This is a genomic window from Shewanella carassii, assembly GCF_019670705.1.
Classification (GTDB): Bacteria; Pseudomonadota; Gammaproteobacteria; order Enterobacterales; family Shewanellaceae; genus Shewanella; species Shewanella carassii.
Genome location: NZ_AP024618.1, coordinates 1,241,558 through 1,262,610 on the forward strand (window position 1 = coordinate 1,241,558; position 21,053 = coordinate 1,262,610).

Annotated in this window: 21 protein-coding genes and 1 other annotated feature; of the genes, 18 read left to right on the forward strand and 3 right to left on the reverse strand. The window is 53.2% G+C overall.

Annotated elements, in window-relative coordinates:
* The first annotated feature begins 74 nt into the window (after positions 1 to 74).
* The 7 genes from lepB (at position 75) to K5621_RS05805 (ending at position 5,494) form a co-directional block, all read left to right on the forward strand.
* Positions 75 to 989, forward strand: coding sequence for a signal peptidase I (lepB, locus tag K5621_RS05775; protein ID WP_100142030.1), 915 nt, complete (start codon positions 75 to 77; stop codon positions 987 to 989).
* Entirely contained in the window at positions 986 to 1,669 is a 684-nt protein-coding gene (gene rnc, locus K5621_RS05780; RefSeq protein ID WP_280638582.1) for a ribonuclease III, read from the forward strand. The genes lepB and rnc overlap by 4 nt, the downstream gene beginning before the upstream one ends.
* Positions 1,666 to 2,655 (forward strand): GTPase Era, encoded by a 990-nt coding sequence (gene era / locus K5621_RS05785; RefSeq protein WP_144362021.1) that lies wholly within the window; start codon positions 1,666 to 1,668, stop codon positions 2,653 to 2,655. The genes rnc and era overlap by 4 nt, the downstream gene beginning before the upstream one ends.
* 8 nt (positions 2,656 to 2,663) lie before the next feature.
* A complete protein-coding gene (gene recO, locus K5621_RS05790) occupies positions 2,664 to 3,389 on the forward strand; it encodes a DNA repair protein RecO (protein ID WP_221050676.1) in 726 nt (241 codons plus the stop codon).
* Between the two features lie 112 nt (positions 3,390 to 3,501).
* Complete coding sequence (pdxJ, locus tag K5621_RS05795) at positions 3,502 to 4,239, forward strand: pyridoxine 5'-phosphate synthase (protein ID WP_071477137.1); 738 nt, start codon at positions 3,502 to 3,504, stop codon at positions 4,237 to 4,239.
* Entirely contained in the window at positions 4,239 to 4,619 is a 381-nt protein-coding gene (acpS, locus tag K5621_RS05800) for a holo-ACP synthase (RefSeq protein WP_221050677.1), read from the forward strand. Before pdxJ ends, acpS begins: the two co-directional genes overlap by 1 nt.
* Positions 4,620 to 4,954: 335 nt before the next feature.
* A complete protein-coding gene (locus K5621_RS05805) occupies positions 4,955 to 5,494 on the forward strand; it encodes an Mpo1 family 2-hydroxy fatty acid dioxygenase (protein WP_221050678.1) in 540 nt (179 codons plus the stop codon).
* Between the two features lie 23 nt (positions 5,495 to 5,517).
* Here the strand turns inward: K5621_RS05805 and K5621_RS05810 are convergent, their stop codons facing one another.
* Together K5621_RS05810 and K5621_RS05815 are read right to left on the reverse strand one after the other, a co-directional pair.
* Entirely contained in the window at positions 5,518 to 6,786 is a 1,269-nt protein-coding gene (locus K5621_RS05810) for an HlyC/CorC family transporter (RefSeq protein WP_100142025.1), read from the reverse strand.
* Between the two features lie 100 nt (positions 6,787 to 6,886).
* Entirely contained in the window at positions 6,887 to 7,675 is a 789-nt protein-coding gene (locus K5621_RS05815) for a cytochrome C assembly family protein (RefSeq protein ID WP_221050679.1), read from the reverse strand.
* Positions 7,676 to 7,980: 305 nt separating this feature from the next.
* Between K5621_RS05815 and ffh the strand changes: the two genes are divergently transcribed.
* The 11 genes from ffh to K5621_RS05870 all read left to right on the forward strand — a co-directional run bounded on the left by ffh (position 7,981) and on the right by K5621_RS05870 (position 18,919).
* Positions 7,981 to 9,354, forward strand: coding sequence for a signal recognition particle protein (ffh, locus tag K5621_RS05820; RefSeq protein WP_162207048.1), 1,374 nt, complete (start codon positions 7,981 to 7,983; stop codon positions 9,352 to 9,354).
* 215 nt (positions 9,355 to 9,569) lie between these two features.
* On the forward strand, positions 9,570 to 9,821 hold the full coding sequence (rpsP, locus tag K5621_RS05825) for a 30S ribosomal protein S16 (protein WP_100142022.1): 252 nt from the start codon (positions 9,570 to 9,572) through the stop codon (positions 9,819 to 9,821).
* 21 nt (positions 9,822 to 9,842) lie between these two features.
* Entirely contained in the window at positions 9,843 to 10,373 is a 531-nt protein-coding gene (gene rimM / locus K5621_RS05830; protein ID WP_025010565.1) for a ribosome maturation factor RimM, read from the forward strand.
* A 16-nt stretch (positions 10,374 to 10,389) separates the two neighbouring features.
* Positions 10,390 to 11,133, forward strand: a complete 744-nt coding sequence (gene trmD / locus K5621_RS05835) for a tRNA (guanosine(37)-N1)-methyltransferase TrmD (protein WP_093982523.1) — start codon at positions 10,390 to 10,392, stop codon at positions 11,131 to 11,133.
* Between the two features lie 34 nt (positions 11,134 to 11,167).
* Entirely contained in the window at positions 11,168 to 11,521 is a 354-nt protein-coding gene (gene rplS, locus K5621_RS05840; protein WP_025010567.1) for a 50S ribosomal protein L19, read from the forward strand.
* Positions 11,522 to 11,834: 313 nt separating this feature from the next.
* Positions 11,835 to 12,926, forward strand: coding sequence for a 3-deoxy-7-phosphoheptulonate synthase (locus K5621_RS05845; protein ID WP_025887857.1), 1,092 nt, complete (start codon positions 11,835 to 11,837; stop codon positions 12,924 to 12,926).
* A 13-nt stretch (positions 12,927 to 12,939) separates the two neighbouring features.
* On the forward strand, positions 12,940 to 14,079 hold the full coding sequence (gene tyrA, locus K5621_RS05850; RefSeq protein WP_071477219.1) for a bifunctional chorismate mutase/prephenate dehydrogenase: 1,140 nt from the start codon (positions 12,940 to 12,942) through the stop codon (positions 14,077 to 14,079).
* Positions 14,080 to 14,307: 228 nt separating this feature from the next.
* Positions 14,308 to 15,969 carry a hydroxylamine reductase gene (gene hcp, locus K5621_RS05855; protein ID WP_221050680.1) on the forward strand — a complete coding sequence of 554 codons (1,662 nt, stop codon included), beginning with the start codon at positions 14,308 to 14,310 and terminating at the stop codon, positions 15,967 to 15,969.
* 69 nt (positions 15,970 to 16,038) lie between these two features.
* Complete coding sequence (locus tag K5621_RS05860) at positions 16,039 to 17,136, forward strand: FAD-binding oxidoreductase (RefSeq protein ID WP_245003140.1); 1,098 nt, start codon at positions 16,039 to 16,041, stop codon at positions 17,134 to 17,136.
* A gap of 99 nt (positions 17,137 to 17,235) precedes the next feature.
* Positions 17,236 to 17,571, forward strand: coding sequence for a hypothetical protein (locus K5621_RS05865; RefSeq protein WP_144362008.1), 336 nt, complete (start codon positions 17,236 to 17,238; stop codon positions 17,569 to 17,571).
* Between the two features lie 46 nt (positions 17,572 to 17,617).
* Positions 17,618 to 18,919: a cation:proton antiporter gene (locus tag K5621_RS05870; protein WP_221050681.1), complete on the forward strand. Its 1,302-nt coding sequence runs from the start codon at positions 17,618 to 17,620 to the stop codon at positions 18,917 to 18,919.
* On the opposite strand, the gene K5621_RS05875 is transcribed toward K5621_RS05870, so the two are convergent.
* Entirely contained in the window at positions 18,907 to 20,862 is a 1,956-nt protein-coding gene (locus K5621_RS05875) for a chorismate mutase (RefSeq protein ID WP_221050682.1), read from the reverse strand. The genes K5621_RS05870 and K5621_RS05875 overlap by 13 nt on opposite strands.
* 38 nt (positions 20,863 to 20,900) lie before the next feature.
* Positions 20,901 to 21,020, reverse strand: a sequence feature (Phe leader region).
* Positions 21,021 to 21,053: the final 33 nt, after the last annotated feature.

Sequence of the window (21,053 nt, forward strand, 5' to 3'; positions counted from 1 at the left end):
GGCAAATATGGGTAAACTAACTAAAGCTGACAAGACTTATTCTAATTTAATACAAGGCAGGAGTTAATTAACCAATGGCAGCCTATTTTTCCATTATTCTGGTGCTGGTGACCTTGGTCAGTGGCCTTATTTGGGCACTCGATGCCTTTGTGCTGGCCCCCAAGCGTCAGGCTAAACTGGCACTGGCCCAAGCGCAAAATGGCACCCTGACCGATGAAGTCACTGAAAAAATCATCCAGGAGCCAGGTTATGTGGAAACCTCCAAGTCCATTTTCCCTGTGATAGCCTTTGTGCTAATCCTGAGATCTTTTTTGTACGAGCCGTTTCAGATCCCGTCCGGCTCCATGATGCCAACCCTGCTGGTGGGTGACTTCATTCTGGTGGAAAAATTCAGCTATGGCCTGAAAGATCCTGTATGGCGCAATAAGCTGGTGGAAACCGGCGAGCCGGAGCGCGGCGACATCATAGTATTCAAATACCCTAAAGATGAACGGGTCGATTACATCAAACGGGTTATCGGTTTGCCAGGCGATAAGATCATCTATCGCAACAAGGAACTCTATATTCAGGAAGCCTGTAAGGAGCAACAACCTTGTCCAGGCCCTAAACTGGTATTGAGAGTGCCAGTCAATAAAGGTGAGTTCCAGGATGATGGCGTGGATCTGCTGCGTTTTCGCGAGCAACTGGGTGAGGTGACTCACGATATTCTGATCAACCCGGCCCGCCCTGAGCCATCGGCCTTCTATTACCGTGAGCCAGGCTTTGCCCAAGGGGAGTTTGTCGTACCTGAAGGTCACTACTTTGCCATGGGCGATAACCGCGACAACAGTACCGACAGCCGTTTCTGGGGCTTTGTACCCGAAGCGAATCTGGTAGGTAAGGCTGTGGCAATTTGGATAAGTTTTGAGTTTGAGCGCCAGCCTCAGGATTGGTTACCTACCTGGGTGCCAAGCGGTGTGCGTTTTGAGCGTGTAGGTGGTTTGAAGTGAGAGAACCTGTGAAGAATTTTGCCCGTCTGTGTCGTACTCTGGGGTATGAATTCAATAACATGGCACTGCTGGAGCAGGCCATGACTCACAGAAGTGCGGCCAACAAGCATAACGAGCGGTTGGAGTTTCTCGGAGACTCTATTCTGTCGATAGTGATTTCCGATGCCCTGTATCATCAGTTCCCCAAGGCGACCGAAGGCGATCTCAGCCGGATGCGTGCGACCTTAGTGCGCGGTGATACCCTGGCGATAATTGCCAAGGAGTTTAAGCTGGGTGACTATCTGACCCTGGGTCCGGGCGAGCTCAAGAGTGGCGGTTTTCGCCGCGAATCCATTCTCGCCGATGCAGTGGAGGCCATCATAGGCGCCATCTACCTGGACTCTGATCTGGAAACCTGTCGACCACTGCTCTTGAGCTGGTACCAGCAGCGACTGAAGGCGATTCAACCCGGGGTCAGCCAGAAAGATGCCAAGACCCAGCTGCAGGAATACCTGCAGGGTTATAAGAAACCTCTGCCTGAGTATAAAGTGGTGGCGGTTTCTGGCGAGGCGCACGATCAGACCTTTACCGTAGAATGTCGTATCGAAGAGCTGGATCAAGCCGTATCCGGTACCGGCAGTTCACGCAGAAAAGCCGAGCAGCAAGCCGCTGCTGGGATATTGGAGTTACTGAAAAAATGAGTAAGATCCCAGAGGTACCGGCCCAGGAGCCGAGCCTGGATGAACTGCTGGCCAAGATGAACCAGCCGTCACCGACACCCGCCTATGATGTCACTTACTGCGGTATGGTGGCCATAGTCGGTCGCCCCAATGTCGGCAAGTCCACCTTGCTCAACCGTTTGCTCGGCCAAAAGGTGAGTATCACCTCCCGTAAGCCGCAAACCACCCGCCACAGGATCATGGGGATCCACACCGAAGGCCCATCGCAGATAGTCTTTATCGACACCCCTGGATTGCACATAGAGGAAAAGCGCGCCATCAACCGTTTGATGAATCGCGCCGCCGCCAGCTCGCTGGCCGATGTCTGCATGGTGATCTTTGTGGTCGATGGTCTCAACTGGACCGCCGATGACGAAATGGTGCTCAATAAGCTGCGTCATGGCGGCAATGAGCGCAAGACAGTGCTGGCGGTGAACAAGGTCGACTATATCAAGGATAAAGAGACACTGTTTCCGCACCTGGAAGCCCTGGGGCAGAAGTATGCCTTCGATGAAATTGTGCCCATCTCTGCCAAGTCGGGTACCAACGTTGGCCGTTTGATGTCGCTGGCGAAAGAATCACTGCCCGAGAGCGTGCACTATTTCCCGGAAGACTATATTACCGACCGTTCACAACGCTTTATGGCCTCTGAAATCGTCCGTGAAAAACTGATGCGTTTTCTTGGTGATGAGCTGCCTTATGATGCCACGGTGGAAATCGAGCAGTTCAAGATGATGGAGAATGGCGTCTATCAGATCAATGCGCTTATTCTGGTTGAACGTGACGGTCAGAAACGCATGGTGATCGGCAAGAAGGGCGAGAGAATTCGTACTATCGCCACCGAGGCCCGCAAGGACATGGAGCAGTTATTTGATAACAAAGTGTTCCTGGAAGTCTGGGTCAAGGTGAAGTCGGGCTGGGCCGATGATGAACGCGCCCTTCGCAGTCTGGGTTACGGCGAAGACTGAGGTCGACTATGCTGCGAGGCTATGTGCTGCACGCCCGGCCCTATCGGGAATCCAGCATGTTGTTGAACCTGTTGGTGGATGGCCTTGGTCGGGTCGACGCCGTTGCCAGAGTCGGCAGTGGCAAGCGCTCGATAAAGAGCATAGTGCAGCCGTTTCAGCCGCTGCTGTTCCAATTGACTGGCCGCAGCGACCTCAGAACCCTGACTCAAATTGAAAGTGCGTCCCCGGCAGTGCCCCTGTCCGGGGACGCTTTATATGCGGCCATGTACCTCAATGAACTCTTGGTGCGGGTACTGGGTAACCACCAGAGTGGCGAAGCGCTGTTTTTCAGTTATCATCAGAGCCTGCTGGCGCTGGCCAAGGGCTTTGAGCAGACAACACTGCGCTATTTCGAGCTCAGACTCTTATCCGAGCTTGGCTGCATGCCCTCGCTACTGAAGGATGCCGATGGCGCCGAGATCCAAGCTGATGGCTGCTACAGATTCATTCCCGAACAGGGGTTCATCCCCTTTGTTGGTGATGCCAAGCGGCAAGAGGCGCTACCGGGAAGCACTCTGTTGGCATTGGCTGAAAATCGCCTTCGGCAAGAGGATTGGCAAGCCGCCAAAGCTTTGACCCGGCAATTGCTCCGGCCACTGCTCGGCGATAAGCCACTGCTCAGCAGGCAGTTGTTTGCCCGCCGGGGGGGAAATTTGCCAAGGGAGCCACAGCCGCAAAACCGAGGGGATAAATGAGCTCTTCAGCCCGCTTTTTTCAAATGCTGCCGTTACAATGGGCAGAGAATAGAAACTGCTTTTATACCGCCGAACAGGCCGGTGCATTCCAGGAATTATCAAGGAGTTACAGATGAATCGAATCTTGTTAGGGGTGAACATAGATCATATCGCCACCTTGCGGCAGGTGCGTGGCACCCATTACCCGGATCCTGTGCATGCAGCGGCCGTGGCAGAGCACGCCGGCGCTGAGGGGATCACTATCCATCTGCGTGAAGACAGACGCCACATAGTGGATCGCGATGTCTATCTGCTGGCCAAGACGCTCAAGACCCGGATGAATCTGGAAATGGCGGTCACCGAAGAGATGCTGGATATCGCCTGTGAGGTTAAGCCTGCCTATGTTTGTCTGGTGCCGGAAAAACGTGAGGAGCTTACTACAGAGGGCGGCTTGGACGTTGCCGGTCAGCAGCCGAAAATCGCCGCGGCGGTTAAACGTCTAGCCGAGCAGGGCATTAAGGTATCACTCTTTATCGATGCCAACCGCGAGCAGATAGATGCTGCCGTTGCCGTGGGGGCGCCCGTGATAGAAATTCATACCGGCCGCTACGCCGACGCCCATAGCGCTGAAGAGGAGAGCGAGGAGTTGGCCCGTATCACGGAAATGGCTGCCTATGCTCATGGCAAGGGCCTGGTGGTCAACGCTGGGCACGGGTTGCACTATCACAATGTGAAGCCAATAGCGGCCATTCCCGAGCTGCATGAGCTGAATATCGGCCACGCCATCATAGCCAGGGCGGCGATAGACGGCCTGGACAAGGCGGTCAGAGATATGAAGCAACTTATGCTGGAAGGTCGCAGAGGCGAGTAATGGCTGTGCTGGGACTGGGAACCGACATAGTGGAAATCGCCCGCATTGAGGCTCAGTTGGAGCGGGGCGGCGATAGGCTGGCCAAACGGGTGCTGACCGAGGCCGAATATGCCCGCTTTGAGACGTTGAGCGAACCGGCGCGATTTCTGGCCAAGCGCTTTGCGGCCAAGGAAGCGGCTGCCAAGGCCCTGGGAACCGGAATTGGCCGCGGAGTTTCGTTTCAGCATATTCATATCAGCAATAATGCCGATGGTGCGCCCCAGCTTGAATTCAGTGATGGGGCGCGCCAACGCCTGGAAACACTGGGCGCCAAGCGGGCACTACTGTCCATTGCCGATGAACGTCACTATGCGGTGGCGACGGTTATCTTAAGCGACTAGCACAACTAAGCCTTGTCTGTTACTAAGAGCTTTGTCCAAGTCTGCCAGGCTATCTGTTTGTCAAAGTACAGTTTTGTCAAAGCATGAGAGGAGCCGAGAGGCTCCTTTTTTGATGGCGTTGTCACTGGTTAATTGTTGCGGTACTCTCAAGTTATCAAGCGGTTCTAATCGCCTTTGATTATCAGGGGCAGGCATCTACCCAAGTCAAAGTCTTAAGCGTAAAAGGCCTTAGGCCTGAGCAAGCGCTTGTGATGTATGCCTGCACTTGAATAAACCAGACACTCGAGGTCCCTGCTTGGCGGGAGGAGAATAATAACAAAACCAAGGAGAGCGTCATGAAGTCGGCTGTTGAACAGTTGTCTACCTATAAGAGTGTGCATCTGAACCCTACCAATATCAAAACTCATTTTATCGGTATTCCATTGATTATCTGGTCAGTATTTTTAATGCTGTCGTTGTGGCGCCTGCCTTTTTCAAGCGGCACTCTCAGCGTCGCCATGTTGCTGGCTGTTGGGGGGATGCTTTATTACATCAAGCTGCATTGGCGTTTGGCGCTGGGACTGGCGCTGTTTATCCTGCCGGTGATTCTGACGACCGAATGGCTCTATACCCTGGGCTATGCCAATATCTGGTTGGGTATAACGGTTTTCGTCATAGGTTGGATATTCCAGTTTATCGGCCACAAGTATGAAAAGGCCAAACCGGCCTTTATCGATGATCTCAATCAGCTGCTTATAGGCCCCTTTTTCCTAATGGCCGAAGTGTTTTTTATGCTGGGACTGGAAGGTGAGTTGGATAACACCATCACCGCGATAGCCCGGGACAAACGCCGGGCACTGGAAGCCGCCAGAAGGGCAGCCAATACTGCCCAATGACTCAGCTCAAAGCGGGTTGATTTTCAGGATGGGCGATAAAACTGCGGCATGATCCGCACTGTCTTGATCATGTTGTCGGCCACTTCCACCACTTCCATCGGGTAACCCGCGAGCCTCAGGCTGGTATTGGCCTGGGGTATCTCTTCCAGATATTCCAGGATCAAACCATTGAGGGTCTTGGGGCCGTCGGTGGGGAAGTCCCATTCCATCTCTTTGTTGAGATCGCGGATATTGATGGTGGCATCGATCAGGAAGCTGCCATCCTGCTGCGGGGTAATATCTTCGCTGGGAGTAGTGACCATGGAGGTGGTAAAGTCACCGACGATTTCCTCGAGAATATCTTCCAGCGTCACCAATCCTTGAATATCACCGTATTCATCCACCACCAGGCCTATGCGTTCCTTATTGTGCTGGAAGTTGGCCAATTGCACGTTGAGCGGTGTACCCTCGGGAATAAAGTACAACTCTTTCACGGCTCTAAGTAGCGAGGATTTACTGAACTGCTCCTTGGACTGCAGTCTCAAGGCATCACGCAGATGCACAAAACCCACGGCATCATCTATGTTGTCACGATACAAGAGTACCCGGGTATGCGGGCTCTGAATAACCTGCTTGTTGATGCTTTTGAAGTCATCATTGATATTGATGGCATAGAGCTCGGAGCGGGGCACCATGATGTCTTCCACTGTGACCTTTTCCAGATCCAGAATCGACAGCAACATCTCTTGGTGGCGTCTTGGGATCAGGGCCCCGGCTTCATGCACTACGGTGCGCAGCTCTTCCTGGCTCAAGGCATCATCGGCTCGGATGGAGCGTATGCTCATCAGCCTAAGGATAAAGGAGGTAATAATATTAACAATCTTGACCAGGGGGAGAAATAACCACAGTAACCACTTGAGAACCAGGCTGGAAGGGAAGGCGATACGTTCGGGATGCAGTGCCGCCACAGTTTTGGGCGTCACTTCGGCAAATACCAAGACCACGAGTGTCAGTACCCCGGTGGCGATGGCCAACCCCAAGTCACCCCAGAGGCGGATCCCTAAAATAGTGGCGATTGAGGAGGCCAGGATATTGACCAGGTTATTGCCTATGAGGATCAGGCCAATGAGTTTATCTGGACGCTCGAGTAGTTTGATGGCGCGTTTTGCACCTTTGTGGCCATTGTTGGCCAAATGACGTAACCGGTAGCGGTTGAGGGTCATCATGGCGGTTTCCGAACCGGAAAAATACGCCGAAATCAGGATTAACAGCAGTAGAATTATCAGGAGTATGCCGGTCGATATATCGTCCAAAAAAGGGGCCCCGTCAGGAATAGCGAATGTTAGTAAATACTGGCAATTGTATGGAGTGTCAAGTCAGGCAAAGGTCTAGCCCTGCCTGACTCGGTTCAGATTAGTTCAGGATCAGCTCTTTGACGATGCGGGCGCCAAAATAAGCCAGGGAGAGCAGGCTGGCGCCTGTCAGACTGTAGATCACCGCACTGCGGATACGGCAACCCACGGTATACTGCTGCCACAGCATGGCGATATAAACGAACCAGGCCAGAATGGAAAGTACCGCCTTGTGCCCCTTGCCATCGGCAAACATATCATCGAGGAAGATAAAGCCGGTGGCCAGTGATAGACTCAGCAGAATTACCCCTATGATAATCAGGTGGTATAGCTGTTTTTCGACCGTCATCAAAGGGGGTAACGCCGGACTCAACATCAGCTGCTTTTTCTTTAGCTTGTTCTGAATAAAGGCTAATTGGATGGCATAGAGTGCCGCTATCATCAAGGCACTGTAGGCCATCAGCGACAATACCACATGAACCAACACTTCGGGGTGCAGTTCAAAATGGGTAATGTATTTGGGTGGCAGTAGCCATAACAGGGAAACGGATATCACAGAGCAGGCATACACAACTGGCACCAAGACGATGACCTTGATACGGGAAAGCACTAGGGTGAATGCCAAAGCGATGATCCAGTTCACCATGGATATCACATTGGTCAGGCTGAAATTCTGGCCATCGGCGGTAAAGATCGCCTGGTATAGAGCTGCGGCGTGCAGTATCACACCCAAGGCGGCAAAACCGGCCACGGCGCGGCGGTTGGGCCCCTCAACGTGAAACAAGCGGCTTGTCACTAATATCAGCGCTATGCTGTAGAAAAACATCGCGGCAGCAGAGAGAATGACCATCTGGGATTAACCTATCCTTATGTGTAATTAGCCTCTGTGGGCAGTTTCAGAAAAACTTGCTTGCGTTAGAATAACATGAGCTACTGGCAATTGGGCAGTGACCCAGACGACAAAATTATGCAGTTCCCGACAGTTAGTGCATAAATTGCGACAATTGGTTCCCATTCATCTTGGGACAAAATATTCATTTGCACCTTGATAAGTGCCGATTTAACCCCATCTTGAGAACAAAGCTGCATTAATACCCTGGCATAGTTATAATACGCCCCATCATTTTACATTCATAAACGGTATAGAACTGGACGATGTTTGAGAATCTCACCGACAGATTGTCCCGCACCCTGAAAAATATCAGTGGTCGGGGTCGCTTGACTGAAGAGAACGTGAAGGACACCCTGCGCGAAGTTCGTATGGCACTGCTGGAGGCCGATGTGGCCCTGCCAGTGGTGCGGGAATTTGTCAGCAGCGTCAAAGAACGTGCCGTTGGCCAGGAAGTGGCCAAGAGCCTGACCCCAGGGCAGGTGTTCGTCAAAATTGTTCAGAGCGAACTGGAAAAAGCCATGGGGGAGGCCAATGAGGCCCTCAACTTAGCCGCTCAGCCGCCTGCCGTATTGATGATGGCCGGTCTGCAGGGCGCGGGTAAAACCACCAGTGTCGCTAAGCTGGGTAAGTTCCTGCGTACCAGACAGAAGAAGTCTGTGCTCGTGGTCAGTGCCGACGTATACCGTCCGGCGGCGATCAAGCAGCTGGAAACCCTGGCCAATGAAGTTGAAGTCGAATTCTTCCCATCGGACGTTAGTCAAAAACCGGTGGATATCGCCAATGCCGCCATCGCTTACGCCAAGCGTAAGTTTATCGATGTAGTGATTCTGGATACCGCCGGTCGTCTGCATGTGGACGAGGCGATGATGGATGAGATCAAGGCGCTGCACGCTGCGGTCAAGCCGGTTGAAACCTTGTTTGTGGTCGATGCCATGACAGGTCAAGATGCGGCTAATACCGCCAAGGCCTTTAATGAAGCGCTGCCGCTGACCGGGGTGATCCTCACCAAGGTGGATGGTGATGCCAGAGGCGGTGCCGCCCTGTCCATTCGTCACATCACAGGTAAACCGATTAAGTTCCTGGGTGTGGGTGAAAAAACTGATGCCCTCGAGCCTTTCCATCCAGACCGGGTCGCTTCCCGTATTCTAGGGATGGGTGACGTATTGTCGCTCATCGAAGAAGTTGAGCGCGGTGTCGATAAGGAAAAAGCCCTTAAGCTGGCCTCAAAAGTGAAGTCCGGCGGCAGTTTTGACCTGGAAGACTTCCGTGAGCAGCTGCAACAGATGAAGAATATGGGCGGCATGATGGGGATGCTGGAAAAACTACCCGGTGTCGGTCAACTGCCTCCCGATGCTTTAGCGCAGGTACAAAACGGTAAGCTCACAGGTCAGATGGAGGCTATTATTAACTCCATGACGCCGGATGAGCGTAAGCGCCCGGACATGATCAAGGGCTCGCGTAAACGCCGCATCGCCGCCGGTTCAGGCACTCAAATTCAAGATGTAAACCGCTTGCTGAAGCAGTTTACCCAGATGCAGAAAATGATGAAAAAAATGTCTGCCAAAGGCGGCATGCATAAGATGATGCGCGGCCTGGGAGGTATGCTGCCTCCGGGAATGAAGTTCCCCGGTCGCTGATACAGAATAACCTTACCAGGAAGGTGAATACCTTCCTTAGCTATTGTCCCGCTTGGGATAAGCTGTGAATGGGCGTTGTAAAATTAGCCGGGATCGGTTGCAATCGCCCGAAAGTCAGGTAAAATCTTCCGGCTTTCTATCTGGGACTCTTCGCGAACACGGGGTTCCAGTTTTTATTTTTGCTGAAAAGCAAATCATTAGAGGATAAAGAACGCATGGTTACCATTCGTTTAGCTCGTGGTGGCGCGAAAAAGCGTCCATTTTACAACATCGTTGTTGCTGATAGCCGCAATGCCCGTGACGGTCGTTTCATCGAGCGTGTAGGTTTCTTCAACCCTCTGGCCAAAGGTCAGGAAGAAACTCTGCGCCTGGATCTGGACCGTGTTGAGCACTGGGTTGCAAACGGTGCTGCAACTACAGAACGCGTAGCAAAACTGATCAAAGACGCTCGTAAAGCAGCTGCTTAATAGCGTTTAAGGTATAGATTGATGAGCAGTAACCCACAGCCAATCGTGTTGGGCAAACTTGGTTCCAGCTATGGCATTAAAGGTTGGCTGAAAATCACCGCCTATACCGATTCTGTTGAAGGTATTTTTGACTATTCACCTTGGCTCATTAAAGAGCAGGGCGAATGGCGTGAAGTGAAGGTCACCCAGTGGCGCTATCAGGGCAAGGCGGTTGTTGCCGCACTTGAAGGGGTAGAGACGCGGGAGCGGGCGCAGATGCTCACTAACTGTGAGATCGGCATACTGCCTGAGCAGATGAAAGATCTGCCGGAAGATGAATTCTACTGGCGCGATCTTATCGGCTGTGAAGTGATCAACACCAAGGGCTACAACATGGGCAAGGTCGATCAGATCGTGGAAACAGGATCCAATGACGTCTTGCTGGTGAAGGCCAACGCCAAAGATAGCTTTGGCAAAGCGGAACGTATGATCCCCTTTGTCACCGAACAGTTCATCAAAGAGGTGAACGTTTCGGCAAAACAGATTTTAGTGGATTGGGATCCGGACTTCTGAGTCGAGGAAACAGCTTATGTGGTTAGGGGTAATCACCCTGTTCCCGGAGATGTTTCGAGCAGTAACAGACTTTGGCGTGACGGGTCGGGCCGTGAAGAATGGCCTGCTGGAAGTACAGACGTGGAATCCCAGGGATTTCACCCATGACAGACACAACACTGTGGACGACAGACCTTATGGTGGTGGTCCCGGAATGTTGATGATGGTTCAGCCCCTTCGCGATGCCATTCATGCAGCCAAGGCTGCGGCAGGTGAGGGAGCCAAGGTGATATATCTGTCACCTCAGGGACGCAAGCTGACTCAGCAAGGCGTATCTGAGCTGGCACAATCATCCAAGCTGATCCTGGTGTGCGGTCGCTACGAAGGTATCGATGAGCGCATCATTCAGACGGAAGTGGATGAGGAGTGGTCGATTGGTGATTACGTGCTCTCGGGCGGTGAATTGCCGGCAATGACCCTGATAGATTCGGTTTCGAGACTGGTTCCCGGCGTGCTGGGCAAACAGGCCTCGGCAGAGCAGGATTCCTTCTCTGACGGATTATTGGATTGTCCTCACTATACCCGGCCTGAATGTCTCGATGGACTGGATGTTCCGGCGGTGTTGCTCAGCGGCAACCACGAACAAATTAGACGCTGGCGTCTACAGCAGAGTTTGATAAGAACACTGCAGCGACGACCAGAATTATTTGAAAATCTAGCTCTGACTGACGAACAGACGACTCTATTAGCGCAGTTCGTTGACGCAATGGACTCAGCCTAGTCGCAGCTCAGTTAATTCTAGAACGGAGTAAGTTATGAACAACATCATTAAAATGCTCAACGATGAGCAAATGAAAAAAGACGTACCTGAGTTCGGTGCCGGTGATACCGTAGTCGTTCAGGTTCGTGTTAAAGAAGGTGACAAAGAGCGTCTGCAGGCCTTTGAAGGCGTGGTTATCGCTAAGCGTAACCGCGGTCTGCACTCTGCATTTACCGTACGTAAGATCTCTAATGGTGAAGGTGTTGAGCGTGCTTTCCAAACGCACAGCCCACTGATTTCCAGCATCGAAGTTAAGCGTCGTGGTCGCGTTCGTCGCGCCAAGCTGTACTATCTGCGTGAGCGTTCAGGTAAGTCTGCACGTATCCGTGAGAAGCTGGCTACTAAGTAAGCCGCTACATAAAGACGCAAGTGTTCGCACAGAGACCCGCCTATATGGCGGGTTTTTGTTTTCTCTTTCGCTGCTCCACGAACTGGCGACAGCAGATTTTTGCCGCGCACAAGTCAGCCAAGCTCACAATCCTGCACGCCTGCACAGACTAAGTGCCCAGCCTATTGCTCCCACCTTTGCGACGACATGAAAATTTTTTCTGGTTTCGCCCTTGATCTCTTGGCCCAGTCTCGGCATAGTGTAATGCCGTAATGGTGTACCGCTACAATGATGCGATTAAGCAAGTCGCGCAAATTAATTTCAGGTGATCAGAATGCAGTCCAGTAATATAGAGAATGTGCACATCAGTGCCGAACAAGTCCTCATAACTCCCGAAGAACTCAAGCAGCAGTTGCCACTTTCTGATCACGGTTATCGCTATATTCTCAGTGCCCGCAAGACGGTTTCCGACATAGTTCACAAGCGTGACAACCGGGTGTTGGTCGTCACCGGCCCTTGCTCTATTCACGATATTGAGTCGGCCAAGGAATATGCCCTCAAACTGAAAAAGCTCCATGACGAGCTCAAGGACCAGTTTTTTATCCTGATGCGGGTCTACTTTGAAAAGCCCCGAACGACTGTGGGCTGGAAAGGGATGATCAATGATCCCGATATGGATGAGTCCTTCAATATTGAAAAAGGGTTGCGGATGGCGCGGGAGTTGATGCTGTTTCTGGCCGAACTCGAGTTGCCGGTTGCCACTGAAGCGCTGGATCCCATCAGTCCGCAATATATTTCCGAGCTGGTGACCTGGTCAGCCATAGGCGCCAGAACCACAGAGTCACAAACCCACCGGGAGATGGCCTCCGGGCTTTCCATGCCGGTAGGATTTAAAAACGGTACGGATGGCAATCTGGGGGTGGCAATTAACGCCCTCAAGTCGGCGGCCAGCAGTCACAGATTCATGGGGATCAATCAACAAGGGCAGGTGGCTTTGCTACAAACCGCCGGTAACCCGGATGGGCATGTGATCCTGCGGGGTGGTGCTGGCCCCAACTATGATGCCGACTCGGTGGCCGAGTGTGAACGGCAGCTGCATGGTGCCGGGCTCAATGCCAGACTGATTATCGACTGTAGTCATGGCAACTCCAACAAAGATCATCGGCGGCAACTGCCTGTGTGCCGGGATGTATTTGACCAGATAGCGGCGGGCAATCGCTCCATCATAGGTTTGATGTTGGAAAGCCATCTGTTTGCCGGTAGTCAGGCCTGTGACAAGCCGCTCGCCGAGCTTGACTATGGGGTTTCGGTCACAGATGCCTGCATAGATTGGCAGGATACGGAGCAACTGCTCAGGCAAGGGGCGGCGCAACTGAGTTCTATTTTACCCACTCGCTTTGATATGCTCAGGGTGGCAAATGGCTGACGGAAGATTTGAGATGAGTGAGAAAACCACGGCAGAGCTGGAAAAGTTACGCGGACTGATTGACGGCGTCGACCAAGAGTTACTCAAGTTGCTGCGTCAGCGGCTGGATCTGGTGGCCCAGGTCGGTGCGGTCAAACACAATGCCGGCCTGCCCATCTATGCACCGCAGCGGGAGGCCGCCATGTTGGCCAAGCGCCGCGTAGAAGCCGAAAGTCTGGGGGTATCGCCGCAGTTGATAGAGGATGTGCTCAGGCGTCTGATGCGGGAATCCTATCTCAACGAGAAGGATGTGGGTTTCAAGCAGGTGAACCCGGATATCAACAAGGTGGTGATCATTGGCGGCCGTGGCCAGTTGGGTACCCTGTTTGCCCAGATGCTGACACTCTCCGGCTATCCAGTGCATCTGCTCGATAAAGATGATTGGGATAATGCCGATGCTATCCTCGACGGTGCCGGTCTGGTATTGGTCACTGTGCCGATTGCCATTACCTGTGAGCTTATTCGCTCCCGTTTGCGGCACTTGCCCAAGGATTGCATTCTTGCGGATCTGACCTCGATAAAGTCGGAGCCGCTGCAAGCCATGCTCGAGGCCCACAGCGGGCCTGTGGTGGGACTTCATCCCATGTTTGGCCCCGATGTGGGCAGCCTTGCCAAGCAGGTTGTCGTGGTGTGCCATGGTCGGCAGAGTGAGGCCTATGCCTGGCTGTTGGAGCAGATAGCTATTTGGGGAGCGCGGTTGGTGGAAGCGGATGCCGGCAAACATGATAAAGCGATGCAATTGGTGCAGGCGATGCGCCACTTCTCCAGCTTTGTCTATGGCCTCAACTTGTGCCGGGAGCAGGCCGATCTCGATAGCCTGCTGCAGTTCAGCTCGCCGATTTACCGGCTGGAGCTGGCCATGGTCGGTCGCTTGTTTGCCCAAAGCCCAGAGCTTTACGCCGATATCATCTTCGCCCAGCAGGAGAGCCTAGGTGCTATCTCCGACTATCTGGACAACTATGCCGGCGCTTTGGCCATGCTCAAGGCCGGTGACAGAGATGGCTTTGTGCGCCAGTTCCGTGAGGTGGCCGAATGGTTCGGTGACTTTGCACCACAGTTTCGCAGCGAGAGCCGCAGCATGCTGCAGTCGGTCAATGATATGAAGAGTCACTGATCTCAAGGCGGTCACTCAGCTGGCAGTGCAACGCGATTTATCCAAGGGAGCCTTTTAGGCTCCTTTTTCATTTGTATCAGCAAGATAGAAGTCAAAAAGCCATTTATTCAGCAATTGCTTAAGGTGATCTCCTTCAAGCTTTATGACTCACGTTCTTTCGTCTGAACGATGAAAGAGTACACTGATTTAAAACATGCAAAAATAAAGCATGATTAAAGGAGATATGCCGTGTTTTGTATTCAGTGTGAGCAAACCATTCGAACCCCGGCCGGTAATGGCTGCAGCTATGCCCAGGGGATGTGCGGTAAATTGGCCGCGACCTCGGATCTGCAAGATCTGTTGATTTACATGTTGCAGGGGCTGTCCGCCTATGCCGTCAAACTCCGGGAGTTTGAGGTTATCGATCCGCAAGTTGATACCTTTGTGCCCAAGGCATTTTTCGCCACTCTGACCAATGTCAACTTCGACGACGAGCGGATTACCGAATATGCAAAGGAAGCCGCTCGCTTGCGAGACCAGCTAAAGCAGCGCTATCTGGAGCTTTGCGAACAAAGGGGCGTGACTCCCGAGCCTATGTCCGCCGCGGCGACTCTGCTGCTGGGGGCATCCAAGGCCGAGCTGTTACAGCAGGCCAAAGTGGCTACGCCCAACCGCGGTGATGACCTCAATGAAGATATTCTCGGTCTGCGACTCCTGTGCCTCTACGGCCTGAAAGGGGCGGCTGCCTATATGGAACACGCCCGGGTTCTGGATCAGACCAGCAGCGAAGTGGCCGGTCGTTTTCACGAGATCATGGCCTTTCTGGCGACCGATAGCACAGATGCTGACAAGCTGTTTGCCACCGCGATGGAGATAGGTCAGCTCAACTATTCTGTGATGGCTATGCTCGATGCCGGTGAAACCGCGGCCTTTGGTCATCCAGAGCCGACTCAGGTCAACACCAAGCCGGTGAAGGGCAAGGCAATCCTGGTATCGGGCCACGATATGAAAGATCTCGAGCTCATCCTGCAACAGACAGAAGGCAAGGGCATCAATGTCTATACCCATGGTGAGATGTTGCCGGCGCTGGCCTATCCCGAACTGAAGAAATACCCGCATCTAGTGGGGAACTACGGCAGCGCCTGGCAAAATCAACAGAAGGAATTTGCCAACTTCCCCGGCGCAGTGGTGATGACCTCCAACTGCATTATCGATCCCAATGTCGGTCAGTATGCCGACCGCATCTTTACTCGCAGTATCGTTGGTTGGCCGGGCGTGACTCACCTGACCGGCGACGATTTCAGTGCTGTTATCGACAAGGCACTGGCGCTTGAAGGCTTTGCCTATGATGAGATCCCCCATATGATCACCATAGGTTTCGCCCGCAACGCTTTGATGAACGCGGCGCCTGCCGTGGTTGAAAACGTCAAGAACGGCAATATTCGTCACTTCTTCCTGATTGGCGGCTGTGATGGTGACAAGGCTGAGCGCAGTTACTTCACCGACCTTGCCAAGGCGGCCCCCAAAGACAGCCTGATCCTGACCCTGGGCTGTGGCAAGTACAAGTTCAACAAGCTCGAATTCGGTGATATCAACGGTATCCCCAGATTGCTGGATATCGGCCAGTGTAACGACGCCTACTCGGCGATCCAGCTGGCGTTGGCACTGTCCGAGGTATTTGAGTGTGATATCAACGAACTGCCGCTGAGTTTGGTGCTGTCCTGGTTTGAGCAGAAAGCGATAGTGGTCCTGTTGACCTTGCTGTCACTGGGAGTGAAGAACATACGTACCGGCCCAACCCCTCCGGCCTTCCTGACCGCCAATTTGCTGAAGGTACTGGAAGATAAGTTCGGCCTGCGCAATGTTGGCACGGTTGAGGAAGACCTGGAGGCGATTCTCGGCGCCGCTTGATGCGTATTTCTTGAGGCCGGGATGCCAGTAGGCATGCCGGCCATTTCTTTCTCTGTAGAGGGAGTTTCGATGACACTCAATCCATTACAAGTTTCGCCGGCAATCAGTCAATATCAGGCTGGTCAATGGGTTCCCGGAGAGCTGCGGCTCATTTGTGTCGCCCGCTGGCAGGAAACCCCGGATGTGGTGAGTTTTCGTTTTAAAGCGGCCCAACCGCTGTCTTTTCATTTCAAGCCCGGGCAGTTTTTGGCATTGCAATTGGAGATTGCCGGTGAGGAGTATCGCCGCTGTTATACCATCTCCTCTTCGCCATCTCGGCCCAATTCTTTGATGCTGACCATCAAGAGGGTCGAGGGCGGCAAAATTTCCAACTACCTTATTGATAATCTTAAGCCGGGCCACAGCCTGATGGCTTCCGGGCCTTACGGCCAGTTTAACCTTATCGATATACCGGCCGAGCGCTATCTGTTTTTAAGCGCCGGTTGTGGCATTACGCCGATGTTTTCCATGAGTCGTTTTCTGACCGACAGCTATCTTGACAGCGATATCGCCTTTATTCACAGTGCCAGAAGCGAGCAGGATCTCATCTTCCGAGACAGTTTGCGGGCCATGAACAGCCGTCACGATAATTTTAAGCTGGGCTATCTGCTGGAGCAGGGAAGTGAGACTGCCTCAGTCTCCGGGGACCTTGCCGAGTGTCCTATGTTACCGGGACGCCTGAGCTTGGCGGCACTGGAGCAACTGGTGCCGGATTATCGCCAGCGCACTGTGTATGTCTGTGGCCCCGAGGCTTATATGACGGCCACAGAGCAGATGCTGGCGCAAGCAGATTTCGATATGACGCGTTTTCACAAGGAAAGCTTTGCTGAAAATACCTCGGCGCCCGCGGGTGACGGTTCGGCCAATTACCGTTTGAGTGTTGCCGGCCTTGAGCTCAGCATCAATGGCGAGCAGACCCTGCTTGAAGCGCTGGAGTCTGAAGGCTTGCCCATTATTGCCGCCTGTCGCAGCGGTGTTTGTGGCTCCTGTAAGTGCCGGGTTGTCTCCGGTGAGGTGGAAAGCAGCAGCCAGCAGGCACTCAGCCAGGATGAGATTGACTCAGGTATGGTGCTGGCGTGCTCCAGCCGGGTGAAGAGTGATATTCAACTGGAAACCGGCCTCTTCTAATTCTGTTTCCGGCATTGCAGAAGTGGCGATCTCACAGTATGGTTAAAGCAGGGCAAGAGCTTTGGGCCCTGCATTCCAGATGTTGGCCGGAGACAGACTATGACCAGCTTACCCTCAGAAGCATTTGCCAGTGAAGATCGCAGCATGGGCCATTTTTTATATGCGCTTATGTGTGCCTTTCCATTGTTTTTCCTGCCTGTGATCCTGAGCCTGTTGATTAACTTAAGCCAAAGGCAGGTTGCACCTCTGTCGCTGCTGGGCTCTCACTTGCGCTGGCAAAGGCGCAGTATTATGGGTTTGGTGCTGCTGCTGGCTTTGGGCTACTGGGTCAACCCGCTGTGGCTCAGCCTTAGCTTGTGCGCCCTGGGGGTTATCTGGTTCAGCTACCGGATCTTCAAGGGCTGGCTCAGCCTCACAGATGGACAAGCCATGTAGCTCTTTTCTGCTACCAGGGAAGCGGTCAGCCTGATCGCAAGGAAATATGACGGACTATCAACTCTTCTGTGTGCTGGCGGCCCTGGCACTGATCATCTCGCTGTTATCCAGCCGTTTTCACGCACTGCAAGAAACCATTGCCATCACAGGCCTGGCCATGCTCCTTAGCCTGATTATTCTGGTGGTGGGTAAGTGGTTCGAGCTGGATATCCATATCAAAACCATTTCGGTATTGCAGCGGCTCGACTTTCAGGCGCTGCTGCTGAACGGTATGTTGGGTTTTCTGCTCTTTGCCGGTGCGCTGCAGATAAGGCTCAAGGTGCTGGCCAGCCAGAAATGGGAAATTCTCTGTCTGGCTCTGCTTGGTACTGTGATTTCCACTCTGACAGTGGCGGCGCTTTGCTTCTATTTGATGCCGCTGCTGGGGCTGGCGCTACCCTGGAGTTATTGTTTGTTGTTCGGGGCCTTGATATCACCAACCGATCCGATAGCGGTTTTGGCCATCTTGAAAAAACTCGGCGCGCCTGAGGATATTGCCATTCAGGTTGAGGGTGAGTCGCTGTTCAATGATGGCATTGGCCTGGTGCTGTTTGTTGCTGTTTCGCAGCTGGCTTTTTCCGCCGAGGCCCTGAGCCTGGCCGATGTCGGCGCGCTGTTTTTCCATGAGGCCGTTGGCGGCATTGCCTATGGCCTGGCGCTGGCCTTTGCACTGCATCAACTGATGAAACTCACGGATGAAGAAACCCAGAGACTCTTGATTACCTTGGTGGTGCCTACCGCAGGTTATGTGATGGCAGAAAAACTTTCGGTGTCCGGCCCTCTGGCCATGGTGGCCGCTGGAATCGTGCTGGGTAATTTCACAGTGCCCAAATGCTTTGGGGTCACGGGGAGAATATTGCTGCAAAGGTTCTGGGGCCTGCTTGAACACTTCTTCAATTCGCTCTTGTTCCTGCTATTGGGGCTCCTGCTGCTGTTGACCCATCTGGATATGCAACTCTGGTGGTTTGTGCTGCTGAGTATCCCTGTGGTGTTGTTGGCAAGATGTGTCAGCGTGTACTTACCTTATCTGGGGTTCAGGCGTATGCGGCAATACAGCCAAGGCGCGGAGGGGATCCTGATCTGGGGCGGGCTCAAGGGCGGCCTGGCGCTGGCTATGGCCATGAGTATTCCGGCGGGGATAGTGCTGACCCCCGAGCTGGAGCTCAGGGATCTCTTGCTGGTAATGACCTATGCCGTGGTGGTCTTTTCGATCATGGTGCAGGGCTCAACGGTTTCCCGTTTGATCCGCCGTAGCCGTGAGGCGGCAGAGGCCGGTAAAGCCGCTGCCGAATCGACTCAGGCTGTCTGATACAGCTTGGCGATTAAGCCTGCATGTTGCTGTGCATGACGAACATCGGCTGCGATGATTAAACCATCTACGCCCAACGCCTTGATAGCCAAGGCCTGAGCAATCAGTGTTTGCTCACTGCTGCTTGGGTTGAGGCACAGACTTGGATTTACCAATAGCGGTAAGTGGCTCTGGGTTTTTAGTTCCACCAGGGCGGCGAGATCCAACACAAGTTGTTCTGGTTGATTCAATCCACTGACCCCCGCATCACAAAGGATCAACTGCTGATTCCCGCCGGCGAGCAGAGTATCGGCGCTGGTCAGCCAATCCTGTTGGCTGGCCATGGGATTACGCTCCAATATTACCGGCAGGTTCTGTCCACCAAGCGCGTTGAGCAGCTCTGTGTTGTACATCTGTTTGCCGCTGAGCAGCAGCATGTCGGCCGCAGTCTGTGCCAGAGCCAGATCTTCTGCATGCTCCAGGGCAACAATGCTCTGCAGCCCGGCTTGGTTTAACAGGCTCTGCAACTTGGGCAGTTGCTGTTTGGCATCGGGCTGACGCGTCAGCGCACTGAGAACCACCCCTTGAAATCCGGCTTCCCTGAGGGCCTTGGCGCTTGGGGCAAAGCTGTCTGCATCTATGGGGAGGTTCAGTTGCGCCAAGGCGGCGAACTGGCCTTGTCCCAGTTTGAGCTGACCACAACTAATTTCTGTGCTTGCCGGTTTATAGTGGCGGGAATGTCTCTGGGGTGACGGTTTGGCGCTGTCCTGCCTGGAACTCTCTGGTTCAATCAACAGTTGGCTGTGACTCAGCTGAGTTGGCTCGACCGTCTCACAAGGGTAACAGCCAAGTACCTTGATAAAGCGGGTGAGTCGCTCAAGCTCGGCAAGTGCTTGCTGCATAGCTATGGATGCCAGATTGGCATCGACATCCAGATAAAACATCTCTTCCCAAGGCGTGCCCGGGATAGGGCGTGACTCCAGCTTACTCATATTGAGGTTGTGATCTTTGAGGATCAGCAAGGCTTCCACCAAGGCGCCTGGCTTCTGACCGGTTGCCATAATCAGAGTGGTCTTGGCCGGCAGTTGCTCCGGCACTTCTATCGCCTTGCGGGCCACTACGATAAAGCGGCTCTGGTTGATTTTTTGATTGGCCAGTTCCTGCTCCAGAGGTTCCAACTGGTAGAGGGCGCCGCCTTCACTGGAGCCGATAGCAGCCACAGTGTTATCGCCCTGGAGAACTTTTTCCATCGCCTCGGCGCTGCTGGCGCAATATTCCAGACGAAAGTCGGGATGGCGGCTCAGGTAGCGGCTACATTGGCTGATGGGTTGGGGGTGGGCGTAGACGGTTTTGATATCGGCAAGTTTGCTTCCCGTTTTGGCCAGCAGACAGTGGCCCACTTCTATGGTGGTTTCACCCACAATAGCCAGGCTGGTGTGCTGCAACACATCGTAGACTTCGTTGATTGAGCCGGATGAGGTGTTCTCTATCGGCAAAAAACCATAATCGGCATGGCCGGACTCAACGGCCTGCACTATATCATCGAAGTTCTGACAACCCAGATCCTGCATCTCTACCTGACGGCGTTGACAGTAGCGACTGGCGGCCAGATAGGAATATGAACCTCTGGCGCCCAAATAGGCGATGCAGTATTGCTGTTTCTGGGTTTCGGGATTGGCTCTGCCCTGGAGGTAGGCCTGCTGGTTCAGCACTGAATCTTCAATTATGGCCTGGTAGAGACTGATGACATAATGGGCATCCAACCCCTGTTCCCGCCCTTGGCGAACCAACCTTGCCAAGAGTTCTTTTTCTCTCTGGGTATCACGGATAGGGCGAATGTCCACCTCTTTGCTGCGGGCGACTTCCAGGCTGAGTTGTCGACGTTTGGCCAACAGCGCCAACAGATCCCTGTCCAGGGTAGTGATGTCATCCCTTATTCGCTCCAGCGGCGGTACTTTATTCATTCAGACCTCTAAACCAGTAATACTCAGTGCATGATACAGACAAAAAAGCCTCCCTGGTGGGAGGCTTGGCAATTTTCATTTTCGTTTTTACACGTCAGGGCCGCCTCCGGGAATGAGGTGTAAAAAAGAAAATAAAAAACGAGCGATTAAGGTATTTCATGGCATTTAAGCTAAAACTATCCCCTTGGGCT

What these genes read in the sequence shown, in the direction of transcription:
- lepB (WP_100142030.1), top strand. Translation starts at nt 75, where the DNA reads ATGGCAGCCTATTTTTCCATTATTCTGGTGCTGGTGACCTTGGTCAGT.
- era (WP_144362021.1), top strand. Translation starts at nt 1,666, where the DNA reads ATGAGTAAGATCCCAGAGGTACCGGCCCAGGAGCCGAGCCTGGATGAA.
- recO (WP_221050676.1), top strand. Translation starts at nt 2,664, where the DNA reads ATGCTGCGAGGCTATGTGCTGCACGCCCGGCCCTATCGGGAATCCAGC.
- pdxJ (WP_071477137.1), top strand. Translation starts at nt 3,502, where the DNA reads ATGAATCGAATCTTGTTAGGGGTGAACATAGATCATATCGCCACCTTG.
- acpS (WP_221050677.1), top strand. Translation starts at nt 4,239, where the DNA reads ATGGCTGTGCTGGGACTGGGAACCGACATAGTGGAAATCGCCCGCATT.
- K5621_RS05805 (WP_221050678.1), top strand. Translation starts at nt 4,955, where the DNA reads ATGAAGTCGGCTGTTGAACAGTTGTCTACCTATAAGAGTGTGCATCTG.
- K5621_RS05815 (WP_221050679.1), bottom strand. Translation starts at nt 7,675, where the DNA reads ATGGTCATTCTCTCTGCTGCCGCGATGTTTTTCTACAGCATAGCGCTG.
- ffh (WP_162207048.1), top strand. Translation starts at nt 7,981, where the DNA reads ATGTTTGAGAATCTCACCGACAGATTGTCCCGCACCCTGAAAAATATC.
- rpsP (WP_100142022.1), top strand. Translation starts at nt 9,570, where the DNA reads ATGGTTACCATTCGTTTAGCTCGTGGTGGCGCGAAAAAGCGTCCATTT.
- rimM (WP_025010565.1), top strand. Translation starts at nt 9,843, where the DNA reads ATGAGCAGTAACCCACAGCCAATCGTGTTGGGCAAACTTGGTTCCAGC.
- trmD (WP_093982523.1), top strand. Translation starts at nt 10,390, where the DNA reads ATGTGGTTAGGGGTAATCACCCTGTTCCCGGAGATGTTTCGAGCAGTA.
- rplS (WP_025010567.1), top strand. Translation starts at nt 11,168, where the DNA reads ATGAACAACATCATTAAAATGCTCAACGATGAGCAAATGAAAAAAGAC.
- K5621_RS05845 (WP_025887857.1), top strand. Translation starts at nt 11,835, where the DNA reads ATGCAGTCCAGTAATATAGAGAATGTGCACATCAGTGCCGAACAAGTC.
- tyrA (WP_071477219.1), top strand. Translation starts at nt 12,940, where the DNA reads ATGAGTGAGAAAACCACGGCAGAGCTGGAAAAGTTACGCGGACTGATT.
- K5621_RS05860 (WP_245003140.1), top strand. Translation starts at nt 16,039, where the DNA reads ATGACACTCAATCCATTACAAGTTTCGCCGGCAATCAGTCAATATCAG.
- K5621_RS05865 (WP_144362008.1), top strand. Translation starts at nt 17,236, where the DNA reads ATGACCAGCTTACCCTCAGAAGCATTTGCCAGTGAAGATCGCAGCATG.
- K5621_RS05870 (WP_221050681.1), top strand. Translation starts at nt 17,618, where the DNA reads ATGACGGACTATCAACTCTTCTGTGTGCTGGCGGCCCTGGCACTGATC.
- K5621_RS05875 (WP_221050682.1), bottom strand. Translation starts at nt 20,862, where the DNA reads ATGAATAAAGTACCGCCGCTGGAGCGAATAAGGGATGACATCACTACC.